Raw genomic sequence first — 15,257 nt, 5'->3', positions numbered from 1 at the left:
CCGAAACTTTACCGGTGCGGTGGGAGATGAGCTAAGGATCCGGCTGCGTCCCGGCGGCGGCGTGGAGTTCAGTTTCGGTGCGACCCTGGAGCAGTGGCCCGTCCGACCGGCGCGGCTACCATCACGGCAACCTCAAGGAGGCGCTGATCGAGGCGGCGCGCCGCTTCATCGCCGAGCGGGGCATCGGCGGCTTCACGCTGGTCGACGCCGCCCGCCTGGTCGGGGTCTCGCCGGCCGCCCTCTACCGGCACTTCCGCGGGCGCGAGGCCCTGCTGGAGGAGGTGGCCGAGCGGGGCTTCCGCGAACTCGCCGCGCGGCTCGGCCGGGCCCTGCGCGGCCCCGGCACGCCGCTCGAGCGCTTCACCCGGATGGGAGAGGCCTACCTCGCCTTCGCCGAGGAGGAGCCCGGCTACTACGCGGCCATCTTCGAGGCGCGGCCGCTCGCCGCGCAGGAGAGCGGCCCGCCGCGGCCGCTGCGCGAGACGGACGCCTTCGGGCTCCTGGTCGAGGCCCTGCGCACCACCTTCCCGGACGGGTTCTCCGGCGTCGATCCCCGCTTCATCGCGCTCGAAGTCTGGGCGCTGTCCCACGGCATCGCGATGCTGGCCGCGGCCGGGCGGCTGCCCTCCGGGCCGGGCCTGCCGAGCAAGTACGATCTCCTGCGCGCGGGCGTGCTCGCCCTCGTGCACGGGGCCGCCGGCGGGCGGGCGGGCGCCGGGCCGCGCTAGGAGAGACACACCAGCGTCGGCAATTGGTTGTGGAAGTTTCCTGACGTCGTTCGAGACCCGATCGGTCCGGCTTCGCAGGCGCCGCGATGGCGGGAGGCGGACGCCCTCGGGATGCGCGCGGGCGCCGCTTCGCCTCGCGTTGCCGCGTGCCAGCCACCGAGGGCTTCCCGATGCCCCTGTGCGGGGCATCTGGGTGAACCGGCTGGGGCAGCGCGGCAGCCCGGACTGGCCGCCCTGCGCGGACGTCTCGGACTCGGAGGAAGCCGCAGCCTTGCTCCTGCCGGCGTGCGACTGATTAGGCGCGGCGCGGAAGCCGCGACGGGTGGGACGCGGACATTCCGCTTGACGATGACGGTGGCCAACGACAGGGTCGCAGGACATGCCCAGGAACCAGACCCTCTGTGACCGACGCCGACGCCGCTGCCCCCAAGCGGTGGCTCTTCGGGCTGCGCGTCGATCAGCGTCCTTCCGCGTGGTGACTGCCTCACCGTAGGTCCCACCCGCCGGAGCGGCCGGTCCCCGTTCCCGAACCCCCGCAGCCCTCGGCTTCGGGGGTTTTCTTTTGCCCGAACCCCAGAAGGACTCCACCATGAGCATTCGCGTCGGCATCGTCGGGATCAGCGGTTTTGGCGGCGGCGAGGCGATGCGCCTGGTCGCGAGCCACCCCTCTTTCGAGCTCATCTACGCCGCAGGCGAGGGCAGTGCCGGCAGCCGTCTGGTGGACCGCTTCCCCGGTGTGCCGGCCAAGCTGGCCGACCTGGTGATCGAGAAGTGGGACCCCGTGACCCTGCCGAAGCTCGACCTGCTGTTCGCGTCGCTGCCCACGGGCGCCTCGGCCGAGGCGCTGGCGCGCGTCCCCGAGGACGTGAGGATCGTCGACATCGGCGGCGACCACCGCTACGTCGAGGGTTGGGCGTACGGCCTGGCCGATGTCTGGCCAGCCGAGATCGAGGGTCGGATCCGCGTTGCCAATCCCGGCTGCTTCCCCGCGGCGACGCTGAGCGCGCTGGCGCCGCTGCTGGCCGAGAGGCTGATCGAGCCTGACAACATCGTGATCGACGCCAAGACCGGCATCTCCGGCGCGGGCCGGGGCGGCGCCGACAGCAAGTTCGGCTACGCGGAAACCAACGAGACCGTGGTGCCCTACGGGCTGCTCAAGCACGTCCACATGCCCGAGATCGCCAAGACGATCGAGCGGCTGAGCGGCGGCAGCGCGGCAGGGCTGGTGTTCACGCCACACTTGGTGCCGATGACCCGCGGCGTCCTCGCCACCATGTATTGCCGCGGCCGCGCCAGCACGGGCGAGTGCTTGGACGCGGCCCGGCGCTTCTACGCCGGGCGGGCGTTCGTCCGCGTCACCGACAAGCCGCCGCAGACCAAATGGGCCACCGGCTCGAACCTCGCGTTCGTCAGCTATGCGGCCGACCCGGAGCGCAACCTGGTGATCGCGATGGGCGTGGTCGACAATCTCGGCAAGGGAGCGGCCGGCCAAGCGGTGCAGAATGCAAACCTGATCTGCGGCCTGCCGGAAACCGCGGGGCTGGACGGCCTACCTGTTTGGCCATGACGAAGGCGGGCCTGCGGGCAGCTTGTCGATCCGCTACGGGGCGCAAGCCGAGCTCATGATGATCAAGCTGGTTGCGTATTGCCCCTGACGCACGGCCGGCACCTGCGACAGATCCCTGCGCCAAGCACAAACGAACTCGGAGTTTCCATCAGATCCGCGCACGATACGGGCCACGAGCGCGACGGCGCAGAGGGAGACAGCCGTGTCGGTGCCTGGATCCGAGCGGGTCTTCGACCGAGCGACCGCCGCTCACCGCGGCGGGAGCGAGTCCCCCGCCCCCGCACCCCGCCCGGCACCGGCGAGCCGGCCCGCACTCGCGGCGATCCGGGCGAAGAGGCGGGCGAGCACGTCCCGGCGCGCCAGGGCGGGGCGCTCGACGAGGTGCCAGCTGAGCCACGCCAGCAGCCCCGCCCCCGTCAGGGCGGCGACCGTCACCAGCCAGGGCGCGACGCCGCGATCCTGCGCCACGATCAGGTTCTGGAGCGGCCAGGCATAGAGGTAGACCCCGTAGGAGAGGTCCGTCCGCTGCGTGAAGCGCCCGATCCGCAGCGGCGGCACCGCGAAGGCGAACCAGAGCAGCAGGAAGCCGCCCAGGACCACGAAGGCGGGCTCGGCGAGGCCCGGCCGGCCCAGCAATCCCGCGAGCAGCAGCGCGGCGAGGGCGGCCCGCCCCGCCGAGAAGCGGATGCGCTCGCCGAGCAGGAAGAAGGCGCTGCCGCAGGCGAAGATCAGGGCGAAGCGCAGCCCGTGCTTCAGCTTGAACAGGAGCGGGCTGCCGGAGGCCAGGGCCGGGTGCCAGACGAGCAGGCAGAGCCCGGCGAGGAGCGCCATCCCGGCGAGGAAGCGGCGGTCCGGCCGGAGCAGCCCGCAGCAGCCGAGGCCGGCGACCAAAAGGTAGCAGGCGAACTCGTAGACGATCGTCCAGGCCGCGCCATTGAGGTAGGGGTAGGGCAGGCCCTCGAAGGCGCGCGGCACCGCCGGCGTGCCGAGGAGCAGCAGGCGCCCGAGCGCGTCCGGGATCCGCAGCGCCGCGAGGTCGCCGCCCGCCAGCGGCGCGACGATCCCGATGCAGGCGAGCGAGGCGACGAGGTAGCCCGGATAGATCCGCAGCACCCGCTTGGCGAGGTACGACGCGCCCGAGGCGGAGGTGAGCCAGCTGCGCGTGATCAGGTAGCCGCTCAGCACGAAGAAGCCGTCCACCGCGACCTCCCCGAAGGACAGGGTGCCGGTGAGCCGGGTCAGGATCTCGCGCGAGCGGTCGCCGTCGATCAGCTCGGGCGAGTGGGACACCACCACCAGCCCCGCGAGCAGGAGGCGCAGCAGCCCGAGATTGTTGGCCCGCCGGCCGTCCGTCACTCGACCGGTTCCCGCTCGGCCCGCGCCCCGCCGAGGGCGCGCACCACCACGCGGCCGCCCTCGGCCGAGAGCGCGAGCCGCCCGGCCTTGAGGGCGAGCGCCTTCTCGCCGAAGAGCTGGCGCCGCCAGCCGCTGAGGACCGGGACCGGGGCCGCGTCGTCGTCCGCGAGCGCTTCGAGCTCGTCGACCGTGGCGATGATCTTGGGCGCCACCCTCTCCTCCTCGCAGACCGCCTTGAGCAGCACCTTGAGGAGCTCGACCAGGGCCCCGTTGCCGCCGCCGCGCGGCCGCCCGCGCTCGGGCATCGGGACGGTGGCGAGGTCGCGGGCGAGGCCGCGCTCGACCGCCGCCAGGATCTCGGTGCCGGTGCGGGAGCGCTCGAACCCCGTCGGGATGGTGCGCAGCCGCCCGAGCGCCTCGATGCTGCGGGGGGCGGCGGTCGCGACGTCGAGCACGGCCTCATCCTTGAGGATGCGCCCGCGCGGCACGTTGCGGCCCTGCGCCTCGCGCTCGCGCCAGGCCGCCACCTCCATCAGCACCGCGATCTCGCGGGGCTTGCGCATGCGCCCGGCCAGCCGGCGCCACGCCTGGGCGGGGTCGGCCTCGTAGGTCTCGGGCGAGGTGAGCACCGCCATCTCCTCGTCGAGCCACGCCCCGCGGTCGCTGGCGAGGAGCTGGCGCGCCAGCGCCTCGTAGACCTTGATCAGATGCGTGACGTCCGAGAGGGCGTAGGTCAGCTGCGCCTCCGAGAGGGGGCGGCGCGACCAGTCGGTGAAGCGCGAGGACTTGTCGACCTTCGCCTTGGCGACGTCGTTGACGAGCTGCTCGTAGGAGACCGAATCGCCGTAGCCGCAGACCATGGCGGCGACCTGCGTGTCGAAGAAGGGCTGGGGCAGGAGCCCGCCCTGGAGCCAGATGATCTCCAGGTCCTGCCGGGCCGAGTGGAAGACCTTGAGCACCCCCTCGTCGCCCATCACTGCGAAGAAGGGCGCGAGGTCGATGCCGGGCGCCAGCGGGTCGACGAGGGCCGTCGTCCCGTCCGGCGCCGCGATCTGAATCAGGCAGAGCTTCGGGTAGTAGGTCGTCTCGCGCATGAACTCCGTGTCGACGGTCACGAAGGGTTGCGTCGAGAGATGCGCGCAGGCGGACGTGAGATCGTCCGTCGAGGTGATCAGCTTCATGAAGTGCCGCTATAATGGAGGCCGCGCGGAAGGGCGAGACGCCCCGCCGCGGTCCGGTGGATGGGGGCGCCCGGGCGGTGCGGGCCGGGCTCGCGCGGCCTCCTCACGGCTCCTCGCGCGGGGGCGATGCCGTGCGGCGATCCGCCTCGCTCGGGCCGGCCGCCTGCGTCGCCCCGCGGGACAGGAACGGGGTGGGCGCGTCGTCCACGAAGGCGACGCCGACCCGGCCGTCCTTGCGCCAGACGATCCGGACGCGGCGCTCCAGCCCGATCTGCTCGACCCAGAGGTCGACCTGCTCCGGCAGCACGGCCGCGTTCGAGACGTCGAGGAGCGCGCCGCCCGCCGAGATGTTGCGCACCACGCAGGTCACGCCGGTTCCGCCGGGCAGGCGGATCCGCCCGCCCATGAAGGTCGGGATGCGGGGATTCGCGCGCCGCTGCCTCATCGCCGTCCGCTCCACTCCCCGTTCGAGGGTGGTCCTCGTCGCCAGCGAAGACCAGCTCTCAGGAAAAGGTTCCGACATGAAACGAGAAGGCGCGCGAATGCGCAAGTTCTCCGTTAAGCATCCCGGCTGATGTCCCCCGCTGACGTAATGGGACGAGGCGCGGTTGGACCGGTCAGCCCTTCGGGCGTCCCTCGGTCAGCAGGTCGGGGCGGCGGGCCCGGGTGAGCCGGAGTGCCTCCTCGGCGCGCCAGCGGGCGATCGCCGCGTGATTGCCGCCGGTCAGCACCTCGGGAATCGTGCGGCCCTCCCAGGCGCGCGGGCGCGTGTAGTGGGGATATTCGAGCAGCCCGCCCTCGAAACTCTCCTCCGTACCGGAGGCGGCCTTGCCCATGACCCCGGGCAGCAGCCGCACGCAGGCGTCGATCAGCACGAGGGCCGCGAGTTCGCCTCCCGAGAGCACGTAATCGCCGATCGAGACCTCCTCCAGCCCGCGGGCCGCGATCACGCGCTCGTCGACGCCCTCGAAGCGCCCGCACACGGCGACGAGGCCGGGCCCCTCGCTCAGCGCCCGCACCCGGGCCTGGGTGAGGGGCACTCCGCGCGGGCTCATCAGGAGGCGGGGGCGGGCGTCGCCCGGAGGGGCGGCGGCATCGATCGCGGCGGCGAGGACGTCGCAGCGCAGGACCATGCCGGCCCCGCCCCCGGCCGGCGTGTCGTCGACCGCCCGATGCCGGCCGAGGCCGTGGTCGCGGATGTTGCGCGCCTCGATCGCCCAGGCGCCCCGGGCGAGCGCGTCGCCCGAGAGCGACAGGCCGAGAGGGCCCGGGAACATCTCCGGGAAGAGCGTCAGGACCGTCGCGCGCCAGGGGATCGGGGTCGAGATGGGGGCCGACATCAGGGTCGTCATGGGGCCTGATCGCCCGCGCGGCGCGGTCGGTCAACCGAGCGCCGCGGTCGGTCGACCGAGCGCCGCGGTCGGTCGACCGAGCGCCGCGGCGGCCGACCCGCTCAGCCGGGCCGCCGCCTCCCCGGGAACGGGATCACGACCCCGCCCGGCTCGGGCGCCAGGGCGAGGCCGACCCGCTCCTCGTGCCGCCACACGACCCGGGCGCGCCGGCGCAGGTCGAGCCGGTCGACCGCCAGCTCCACCTCGTCCGGGAGCGGCACCGCGCTCGACACGTGGACCAGCGCACCCTGCAATGACAGGTTGCGCACCACGCAGGTCAGGCTCCAGTCGCCGCGGTTGTAGCCGATGCGGCCGCGCAGGTAGGTCGGCGTGCGGGGGGATCTGCGGCGCTCGTCGATCAAGACACTCCTCCATCGTGGCGAGTGACCGATCGCCTGCAAGTGTCCGGCCGCGCCGGGAGTGCCGCAGCGGAACCGGGAGGGGCGGGCACGTACAACCGATGCGTGCGGATCGTCGCGCGCTCGGCCGGCGCCGCGAGGGAGCGGGCACAGGTCTGTTCCGTTGCGGCACAGGGGACGGCCGGCGATCGCCGGCCGTCCCGCCGCGGCCGGTCACACCGGCGTGGCGATCGGCTTGCCCTTCTCCAGCACGTAGGTGACGCTGAGCCGCACGGCCTTGTCGCTGGCCTTGCCGCCGGCATGGGGCGTGTGCGGCGGCACCTGGAAGGAATCCCCGGCCCGCACGAGCCGGGTCGGCTGGCCCTCGACCGGCAGCTCCAGCTCGCCCTCGATCACGTAGGTGGATTCGACGCCCGGATGCGTGTGGCGGCCCACCACCGTGCCCGCGTCGATCTCCACATCCATCAGCAGCGTGACGTAGCCCGGCGCCGGGCCCTCCGTCTGCGCCAGGAGCTTGCGCCGGATGCCCGCACCGACGCCGGGCTGCGTCTGCGCGGCCACCTCCGTGGCCAGGAACCCGGCGCTCGCGCAGAGCGCGCAGGATGCGAGCCGGCCGAAGCCGCGACGTGTCATCATCAGACGTCCTCCCAGGTCGCCCGGTCTCGCGCGCCGGGGCAGACCCGAAGGTCCCGTGATGATCAGTCAACGTCAAGTCTTGGCCGGACTATTGGCCCGACTTCGCCTCCCGCTCGACCGTGATCGTGGGCCGAGATTCCGGTCTGGATCGGGTCAGACCGGCTCCTCCTCGGCCCGGAGCGGGCGGCTGAGCAGTCCGGTGATGGCCTCGTCGAGGCTGAGGGTGCCGGCGACGACGCCCGCCACCGCCTCGGCGACCGGCATCTCGACGCCGCGGCGGCGGGCGAGTCCGACGAGGGCCGGGGCCGTGAGGGCGCCCTCCGCGAGCTTGCCGCCCGCGGCCTGGTCCGGCGAGGCGCCGCGTCCCAGCCGCTCCCCGAAGGCGAAGTTGCGCGATTGCGGCGAGGCCGCCGTCAGGACGAGGTCCCCGAGCCCGGAGAGGCCCATCAGCGTCTCCGGCCGGGCCCCGAAGGCGCGGGCGAAGCGGCGCAGTTCGGCGAAGCTGCGGGCCACCAGGGCCGCCCGGGCGCTCTCGCCGAGGCCGCGCCCGATCACCGCCCCGCAGGCGATGGCCAGCACGTTCTTGGCCGCGCCGCCGATCTCGACCCCGCGCATGTCGGTGCCGTGATAGACCCGGAAGCTCGGCCCCGACAGGGCGGCGGCGAGCTGCGCCCCGCGCGCCGCCTCTGGCGTCGCCAGCGTCACGGCGGTGGGCAATCCGCGCGCCACGTCCGCCGCGAAGCTCGGGCCCGAGAGCACGGCGAGCGTCGCGCCCGGCAGGATCGCGGCGGCGACCTCGGTCAGGAAGGCGTCCGTGCCCCGCTCGATGCCCTTGGCGCAGAGGATGAGCGGCGCCGCGGGGGCGAGCCAGGGCGCGAGATCGCTCAGCACCCCGCGCAGGGTCTGGGCCGGGGTGACGACGAGCACGGAGCCGGCCGCGCGCAGGGACGCGGCCTCGGCGGTCGGACGCACGCCCGGGTGCAGCGGCACGCCCGGCAGGTAGCGGGCGTTCTCGCGCCGCTCCGCCATGGCGCGGGCCGCCTGCGCGTCGCGCAGCCACAGCACGACCTCGCGCGGGGCGGCGCTCGCGGCCGCGTTGGCGAGCGCGGTGCCCCAGGCGCCCCCGCCCACCACCGCCACCGGGCCGGCGCTCACGCGGCGCCTCCGGCCGCGAAGGCGGCGGCGCTCAGGCGGTAGAGCACGTGCGGGCGCAGCGGGTCGCCGTCCGCCAGGGCCGGGTGGGCGAAATCCTCGACCCGCTCCATGCCGAGCCGCTCCATGACCCGCTGCGAGGGCCGGTTGAGGAGCGCCGTGTAGGCGACGATCTCGGTGAGCCCGCAGCGCCCGAACGCGTCCGCCAGGGCGAGCCGGGCGGCCGCGGTCGCGAGTCCCTGCCCCCAGGCGTCGCGGGCCAGCCGCCAGCCGATCTCGACGAGACTTCCCGGCACCGCCGCGAACGGCAGGGGCCGCACCGGCCGCCAGCAGCCGACGAACCCCACGAAAGTGCCGCGCGCCTCCAGCGCCCAGGGCCCGAACCCGTCCTGCTCGAAGCGCCGGTCGAGGGCGCGGGCCTCGGCCTCGCTCTCGCGCCGGCTCTTCGGGGCGGGGAAGAACCGCATCACCTCCGGATCGGCGTTGAGCGCCGCGAAGGGGGCGTCGTCCGCCCGCCGCCAGCGCCTCAGGCAGAAGCCCTCCGCCGCCAGCGCGCCGGGCGGGGCGGCGCTCCGCCTCCGGCCCCGCCACGCGAGGGAGCGGCGGTTGAGGTCGGCGAGGTCGGCTTCCCCGGCCAGCACCGCCTCGCCGAGCGCGACCGCCGCCGCGAGCCGGGTCGGGGACATGTTCGCCCAGGCCGGGGGCGCGACGCTCTCGCGCCAGGGCCCGCCGCAGGCATTGTCCAGGAGGATGCGGGCGAAGCAGTGGTTGAGGCGCACCGGCCAATCCGCGCGCGCGGCGGCGGCCTCGGGCAGCCGCTCGTCCACCAGCGCCCGCCAGCGCCGCTGCAGGCCGGCGGCGCCCGGCTCGGGCCGCGACACGGCGCTCACCCGGCCGTCGCGACGGGTTCGGCGAAGGGCCAGCGCGGGCGGGCCGGCGCCGTGATGTCGTCGACGAGGCCGAGCCGCAGGCGCTCCAGGCCCGCCCAGGCGATCATCGCGCCGTTGTCGCCGCAGAGCGGCAGGGGCGGGGCGACCAGGGGCAGCCCGGCCTCGCCCGCGAGCTGGCTGAGCGCCCGCCGCAGGGCCGCGTTGGCGGCGACGCCGCCCGCCGCCACCAGGGCGGTCGGGTGGCCCGCAACGTCCCCGAAGGCGCGCAGGGCCACCCGGACGCGGTCGACGACCACGTCCACCACCGCCGCCTGGAAGCTGGCGCAGAGATCGGCGACATCCTGGCCGGACAGGGGGGCGATGCGCTCCGCCTCGATCCGCAGGGCGGTCTTAAGGCCCGAGAGGGAGAAGTTCGGCTCGCGCCGGCCGAGCATCGGGCGGGGCAGGGCGAAGCGCTCCGGATCGCCGCCCTCGGCGGCCCGCTCGACCTCGGGCCCGCCCGGATAGGCGAGGCCGAGGAGCTTGGCCGCCTTGTCGAAGGCCTCGCCGATCGCGTCGTCGATCGTGGTGCCGAGGCGGACATACTCGCCCACGCCCTTGACGGCCACGAGCTGGGTGTGACCGCCCGAGGCGAGCAGCAGGAGGTACGGGAAGGCGATCCCGTCCGTCATCCGGGCGGTCAGGGCATGCGCCTCCAGGTGGTTGACCGCCAGGAGCGGCTTGCGCGTGACGAGCGAGAGGGTCTTGGCGGTGACGAGGCCGACGAGCACGCCGCCGATCAGCCCCGGGCCGGCCGCGACCGCGATGCCGTCGAGGTCGTCGAAGCCCAGGCCCGCCTCCTGGAGCGCCCGGGCGATCAGCCGGTCGACCACCTCCACGTGGGCGCGGGCGGCGATCTCGGGCACCACGCCGCCATAGGCCGCGTGCTCGGCGATCTGGCTCAGCACCTCGTTGGCGCGGATCACCGCGCGCCCGTCCTCCGCCGCGGTGACGATCGCGGCGGCGGTCTCGTCGCAGGTGGTCTCGATGCCGAGGACGTTCATGGGGGTCGCGCTCGCGAGGGGCCGAGAAACGGGGAACGGGGATGGCGCGCGGCGCCTTCGCCGGTATGCTGGCACTGCCCCGGCCGGTATCCTGGCGGTACTCGGGCCGGTATGCTGGCCGTCAGATAACCCGGAGTGCCCGGGACCGCAAAGATGGGAGGCGACGTGAGCGGCAGCGCGCCGAGGCTGGATCGGGCGCCCCTGCGCGTCTGGGTCGCGCGGCCGCTCCCGGCCGGTGCGCGCACGGCCGCGCGGGTGGCCGCGCTCGGCCACGCGCCGCTCCTCGCTCCGGTCCTCGACCTCGCGCCGAGCCACGTCCCGCCGCCGGACGGGCGCTTCGACGCCCTGATCCTCACCAGCGCCAACGCGGCGCCGGCCCTCGGCCCGGCCGGGCTGACCGGCCTTCCGGCCTTCTGCGTCGGCGCCCGCACGGCCGAGGCCGCCCGGGCGGCGGGCCTGCGCGAGATCCGCGAGGCCGGGGGCGACGCGGCCTCCCTGGCGGGCCTGATCACCCGATCCCTGCCGCCCGGCGCCGCCCTGCTCCACGCGGCCGGCCGGGAGCGCAAGCCCGAGCCCGCCGCGAGCCTCGCGGCGGCCGGCTTCCCGGTCACGACCTGGATCGCCTACGCGGCCCGGCCGCTGCCGCAGCTGCCCGACCCGGTCGCCGCGGCCCTCGCCGAGGCGCGCCTCGACGCGGCCCTGCACTATTCCCGCCGCAGCGCCGCCGCGGCTCTGGGCCTCGCCCGCGCGGCGGGGTGCGAGGCCGGCTTCGCCCGGCTGGCGCATCTGTGCCTCTCGGAGGATTGCGCCGCGCCCCTGGTCGCCGCCGGGATCCTGTCCCATCTGGTCGCGGCAATGCCGACGGAGGACGCACTCCTCTCCGGCCTAACCCCTTTTCCGTCCGCGCAAGCAGGCTCGCGCCTGGGCCGTGACCGATGCTAAGGACGGCGCAACAGAGCGGCCGCGTTCCGCGCGGGCCCGGTCCGGTCCCGTCTCGGCGGGCCGGACCCAGCCGACGGGCGTCCCTGCGCGCCCCGCTCAGAGGTGAGGATCTTCGGCCGTGACCCCATCCGACAAGGACCCCCAGGATTCCCGCAACCGGCCGGGCGGACGCGGCCCCAACCCGGCGGACGGCCCGATCATCGACCTGAAGGCCACCCGCGTGAGCGAGACGCCCGCCAAGGGAGCGACCGGCCCGGCGGGGGCCAAGCCCGCCGATCCGCCGAAGCCCGCCGATCCGCCGAGGCCCGGCGAGCCGCCGAAACCCGCTGCCGGCGCGGCGCCGAAGCCCGGCCCGACGCCGAGCGCCGCGGCCCCCGGCAAGCCGGCAGCGCCGCCCGAACCGCCCAGACCCGCCGAGCCGCCGAAGCCCGGCCCGGCCGCGACCTCCGTTCCGGCCTCGAACCCGGGCGGTCCGAGGCCGCCGGGCGCCGCCGGCGCGACCGGCCCGGGCGCGTCGCCCGCGTCGCCCACGCCCGCATCGCCGACGGGCGCGTCGCCCACAGGGGCGGCTCTCGCCGGCGCCAAGCCCGCCGTGCCGCCGGGCAGCACCGGACCCGCGGCGGCCGCCGCGAAGCCGGGGCCGACCGGCCCCGCGGGCGCTGCCGGCTCCACCGTGCCCAAGACTGGACCGGGCTCACCGACTGGACCGGGCTCATCGACTGGACCGGGCTCATCGACCGGACCGGGCACGTCGCCCCTCGGCGTCAAGCCCGAGGCCGCCGCTGCGGCCAAGCCCGATCCCGTCAAGGCGGAGCCGCCGCGCGGCGCGACCGGCCCGGTCGGCGCCACGGGCGCGGCCGCCTCCGGCCCGGCCGGGCCGCGCGCGGGCGCGACCCCGGCGGTGAGCCCGGCGCCGGCGCGCTCGGGCGGCGCCGGGTTCGGCTCCGTGCTGGCCGCCTCGCTCCTCGGCGGCGTGATCGGCGCGGGCCTCCTCTACGGCGTCCAGACCTACGGCCCGGCCTACGGCCTGCTGCCGAAATCCGCCGAGACCGCGCCCAATCTCGATCAGCGCCTCGCCGACCTCGCACCCCGCGACAGCGTTCAGGCCCTCGACCGGCGGCTCGCCGCGGCGGAGGCGGCCCTGCGCCCGCTGCCGGACGCGGTGCGCGGCGCCGAGGCGGCCGCCAAATCCGCCGCGGACCGGGCCGCGGAGGCCCTGAAGGAGGCCCAGTCGGGCCGTCCGGCGGCGGCCGAGACCTCCCCGTCGTCCGCCGCGGGGGCGCCGGCTCCCGCCGCGGCGCCGGACGCGTCCGGCGAGCCGCTGCAGGCGCGCCTCGACGCCCTCGACAAGCGTCTCGGCGACCTCCAGGGGCGGGTCGGCGATCCCGAGCTGCGCCAGAAGGTCGACGGCCTCGCCCAGGCGGTCCAGACCCTGCAGGGCCAGGCCGATACGGGCGAGCTGCGCACCCGGCTCGACGGGCTCGATTCGGGGCTGAAGGGCCTGCAGGCGGAGCTCGGCCAGCGGGTCGCGGCCGATCAGGAGGCCGATAAGGCCCTGGGCGGCCGGCTCGACGCGCTCCAGCAGGCCTTCGAGTCCCGCGGCAAGGCGCAGGAGCAGCGCCTCGCGGACCTCGCCCGCGACCTCGCCGGGCGGGCGGATGCGGGGGCGCTGCAGGCGGGCCTGCGCGCGGTCGCGGCCGACCGGATCGCGGCGGCGCTCGCCAACGGCACGCCCTACGCGGATGCCCTGGCGGCGCTCAAGCAGCTCGGCCCGGAGGACGGCCCGCCGCTCGGCCCGCTCGAGCCCTTCGCGGCCAAGGGCGCCCCCACGGCCGCCGCCCTGGCCCAGGAATTCCGGCCGATCGGCGGCCGCATCGTGGCGGCGGTGAAGGCCGCCCGGCAGCGCGAGGTGGCGGAGCGCGGCAGCTTCACCGACCGGCTCGCCAGCATGGCGGGCTCGATCGTCACGGTGCGCAAGTCGGACGGGGCCGCGCAGGGCGGCGCGCCGGCCCAGCCGGCCGGCGATGCCACGGAGGGCGCGGTCGCGAAGGTGCAGGACGCCCTCGACCGCGGCGCCATTCCGGAGGCGGCCGCGGCCTTCGACGCGATGCCCGAGGCCGCGCGCAAGGAGGCCGCCTCCTTCGGCGCGACGCTGAAGGCGCGGGCGGCGGCGGGCGAGGCCTCCCGCGCCCGGCTCGCGGCCGCGTTCGGTGCCCTGTCGGGTGCCGCGCGCTGAGCGCGGCGCCCGCCCGGGGCTCCCCGCTCCGTCCAACGACCGGCTTGCCGTCTCGGCGCGCATCGGTGCGGATCCCACAGCCGGAGCCCGCCGCGCGCGCCCACCACCCAGATCCAGGGGCGCCCGCCCCCGCCGCGTGACCGTCGCGGACCTGAGGAGTTGAAGAACCGATGTGGCGCGCACTCGCCTTCCTGGCCCTTCTGGCCCTCGCCGCCTACGGGGCGGTCTGGCTCGCCGACCATCCCGGCGTCGTGTCCGTGTCGTGGGGCGGCGTCGACGTGGCGACGAGCCTGAACGCGGCCCTCGTCGGCGTGCTGGTCCTGGCGGTGGTGCTCGGCTTCCTGTGGAGCCTCGCCCGCGGGGTCCTGCGCCTGCCGCGGCGGATGCGCGCGAGCAGCCACGAGCGGCGCCGCACCCGCGGCTTCGAGGCGCTGTCGCGCGGCATGGTGGCGGTGGGCTCCGGCGATCCGGCCGCGGCGCGGCGGCACGCGGGCGAGGCGGAGCGGCTCCTCGGCAGCGAGCCCCTGGCCCTGCTCCTCACCGCTCAGGCGGCGCAGATCTCGGGCGACCGGGCCGGGGCCGAGCGGGCCTTCCGGCGCATGACCGAGGCCTCCGAGACGCGGGTGCTCGGGCTGCGCGGCCTCTTCGTCGAGGCGCGCCGGCAGGGCGACGAGGCCACCGCGCGGGCCTACGCGGCCGAGGCGTCGCGCCTCGCCCCGGGCGTGTCCTGGGCCAACGAGGCGGTGATGGAGGCGCAATGCGCCGACCGGGACTGGGCGGGCGCCCTGGAGACGGTGTCGCGCCGCGCCGCCCTCGGCCTCGCCGACAAGGCGGCGTCGCGCCGCCAGCGGGCGGTGCTGCTGACGGCGAGCGCCCAGGAGCTGGAGGCGGGCGATCCGGAGCGGGCCCTGGCGCAGGCGCGCGAGGCGGTGCGTCTCGCGCCCGACCTCGTGCCGGCCGCGGTGGTGGCCGGGCGCCTGCTGTCGCGCCGGGCCGAGCTCAAGAAGGCGGCCCGGGTGATCGAGGCCGCCTGGAAGGCCGGCCCGCACCCGGACCTCGCCCGGGTCTATCTCGACCTGCGGCCCGGCGATTCGAGCCGCGACCGCCTCGCCCGCGCCGAGACCCTGGCCCGGCTCTCTTCCTGGCACCCCGAGGCGCGCTTCGCCATCGCGCGCGCGGCCCTGGAGGCGCGGGAATTCGGCCGCGCCCGCGACGTGCTGCAGCCCCTGCTCGCCGAGTCGCCGACGCAGCGCGCCTACCTGCTGATGGCGGAGATCGAGGAGACCGAGCACGGCCGCGGCAGCGGCCGGGCCCGCGAGTGGCTGTCCCGGGCGGCGCACGCGCCGCGCGACCCGGCCTGGTGCGCGGACGGGATCGTCTCGGACCGCTGGGCGCCGATCTCGCCGGTCAGCGGGCGGCTCGACGCCTTCGTGTGGCAGACCCCGCCGGAGCTTCTCGCCGGCCGGAGCCAGGACCTTCCGCTCCCGGACGAGGAGCCGGCCCCCGCCGCCGGCCCGCTGCCGGCGCCCGCCCCCGAGGCGACGGTGCCGAGGCCGGTGCGTGAGGAGGCGCCCCGTCCGGCCCCGGCCGCGGCGGCCCCGCCCGTGGCGGCACAGGCCGCGCCGACACCGGCCGGGAACGGGCTCGACACCTCGGCCCCGCCCTTCGCGGCCACCGCGACCCCGGTGGTGTTCCCGCCGCCCAAGCCCAAGGAGGACGACGCCCCGTTCCTCGAGCGGCCGCGGCGGGTCGTGTGATCCGGGATCCGGTTGATCC

At 76.0% G+C, this 15,257-nt stretch carries 14 protein-coding genes; 5 read left to right on the top strand and 9 right to left on the bottom strand.

Going from position 1 to position 15,257, the window contains the following annotated elements; genetic code table 11:
* The first annotated feature begins 77 nt into the window (after positions 1 to 77).
* A complete protein-coding gene (locus MET2598_RS0102480; protein ID WP_012334253.1) occupies positions 78 to 728 on the top strand; it encodes a TetR/AcrR family transcriptional regulator in 651 nt (216 codons plus the stop codon).
* Between the two features lie 589 nt (positions 729 to 1,317).
* On the top strand, positions 1,318 to 2,295 hold the full coding sequence (argC, locus tag MET2598_RS0102475) for an N-acetyl-gamma-glutamyl-phosphate reductase (RefSeq protein ID WP_012334254.1): 978 nt from the start codon (positions 1,318 to 1,320) through the stop codon (positions 2,293 to 2,295).
* A gap of 249 nt (positions 2,296 to 2,544) precedes the next feature.
* Here argC and MET2598_RS0102470 read toward each other — a convergent pair whose 3' ends face one another.
* The 9 genes from MET2598_RS0102470 to tsaD all read right to left on the bottom strand — a co-directional run bounded on the left by MET2598_RS0102470 (position 2,545) and on the right by tsaD (position 10,303).
* A complete protein-coding gene (locus tag MET2598_RS0102470) occupies positions 2,545 to 3,651 on the bottom strand; it encodes an acyltransferase family protein (RefSeq protein ID WP_018259771.1) in 1,107 nt (368 codons plus the stop codon).
* The gene (gene rnd, locus MET2598_RS0102465; RefSeq protein WP_018259770.1) at positions 3,648 to 4,832 is read right to left on the bottom strand and encodes a ribonuclease D; all 1,185 of its coding nucleotides are present in this window, start codon (positions 4,830 to 4,832) and stop codon (positions 3,648 to 3,650) included. The genes MET2598_RS0102470 and rnd overlap by 4 nt, the downstream gene beginning before the upstream one ends.
* Before the next feature lie 103 nt (positions 4,833 to 4,935).
* Positions 4,936 to 5,277: a PilZ domain-containing protein gene (locus MET2598_RS0102460; RefSeq protein ID WP_018259769.1), complete on the bottom strand. Its 342-nt coding sequence runs from the start codon at positions 5,275 to 5,277 to the stop codon at positions 4,936 to 4,938.
* Between the two features lie 172 nt (positions 5,278 to 5,449).
* The gene (gene trmD / locus MET2598_RS0102455; protein WP_018259768.1) at positions 5,450 to 6,184 is read right to left on the bottom strand and encodes a tRNA (guanosine(37)-N1)-methyltransferase TrmD; all 735 of its coding nucleotides are present in this window, start codon (positions 6,182 to 6,184) and stop codon (positions 5,450 to 5,452) included.
* Positions 6,185 to 6,285: 101 nt separating this feature from the next.
* A complete protein-coding gene (locus MET2598_RS0102450) occupies positions 6,286 to 6,585 on the bottom strand; it encodes a PilZ domain-containing protein (RefSeq protein ID WP_012334259.1) in 300 nt (99 codons plus the stop codon).
* 210 nt (positions 6,586 to 6,795) lie between these two features.
* Complete coding sequence (locus tag MET2598_RS0102445) at positions 6,796 to 7,218, bottom strand: cupin domain-containing protein (protein WP_012334260.1); 423 nt, start codon at positions 7,216 to 7,218, stop codon at positions 6,796 to 6,798.
* A 153-nt stretch (positions 7,219 to 7,371) separates the two neighbouring features.
* Positions 7,372 to 8,373, bottom strand: coding sequence for an NAD(P)H-dependent glycerol-3-phosphate dehydrogenase (locus MET2598_RS0102440; protein WP_012334261.1), 1,002 nt, complete (start codon positions 8,371 to 8,373; stop codon positions 7,372 to 7,374).
* The gene (locus tag MET2598_RS0102435; protein WP_018259767.1) at positions 8,370 to 9,260 is read right to left on the bottom strand and encodes a GNAT family N-acetyltransferase; all 891 of its coding nucleotides are present in this window, start codon (positions 9,258 to 9,260) and stop codon (positions 8,370 to 8,372) included. The genes MET2598_RS0102440 and MET2598_RS0102435 overlap by 4 nt, the downstream gene beginning before the upstream one ends.
* On the bottom strand, positions 9,257 to 10,303 hold the full coding sequence (tsaD, locus tag MET2598_RS0102430) for a tRNA (adenosine(37)-N6)-threonylcarbamoyltransferase complex transferase subunit TsaD (protein WP_018259766.1): 1,047 nt from the start codon (positions 10,301 to 10,303) through the stop codon (positions 9,257 to 9,259). Before tsaD ends, MET2598_RS0102435 begins: the two co-directional genes overlap by 4 nt.
* Before the next feature lie 153 nt (positions 10,304 to 10,456).
* Here tsaD and MET2598_RS0102425 point away from each other — a divergent pair, with 153 nt between their 5' ends.
* From MET2598_RS0102425 to MET2598_RS0102415, 3 genes are all read left to right on the top strand, one after another.
* The gene (locus MET2598_RS0102425) at positions 10,457 to 11,245 is read left to right on the top strand and encodes a uroporphyrinogen-III synthase (RefSeq protein ID WP_018259765.1); all 789 of its coding nucleotides are present in this window, start codon (positions 10,457 to 10,459) and stop codon (positions 11,243 to 11,245) included.
* Positions 11,246 to 11,363: 118 nt separating this feature from the next.
* On the top strand, positions 11,364 to 13,481 hold the full coding sequence (locus MET2598_RS0102420) for a hypothetical protein (RefSeq protein ID WP_026190466.1): 2,118 nt from the start codon (positions 11,364 to 11,366) through the stop codon (positions 13,479 to 13,481).
* A gap of 170 nt (positions 13,482 to 13,651) precedes the next feature.
* Complete coding sequence (locus MET2598_RS0102415) at positions 13,652 to 15,238, top strand: heme biosynthesis protein HemY (protein WP_018259762.1); 1,587 nt, start codon at positions 13,652 to 13,654, stop codon at positions 15,236 to 15,238.
* Positions 15,239 to 15,257: the final 19 nt, after the last annotated feature.

The sequence above is a fragment of the Methylobacterium sp. WSM2598 genome, assembly GCF_000379105.1.
Taxonomy (GTDB): Bacteria; Pseudomonadota; Alphaproteobacteria; order Rhizobiales; family Beijerinckiaceae; genus Methylobacterium.
Note: the sequence above shows the minus strand (reverse complement) of the source record. Positions and strands in the feature narration are given on the sequence as shown.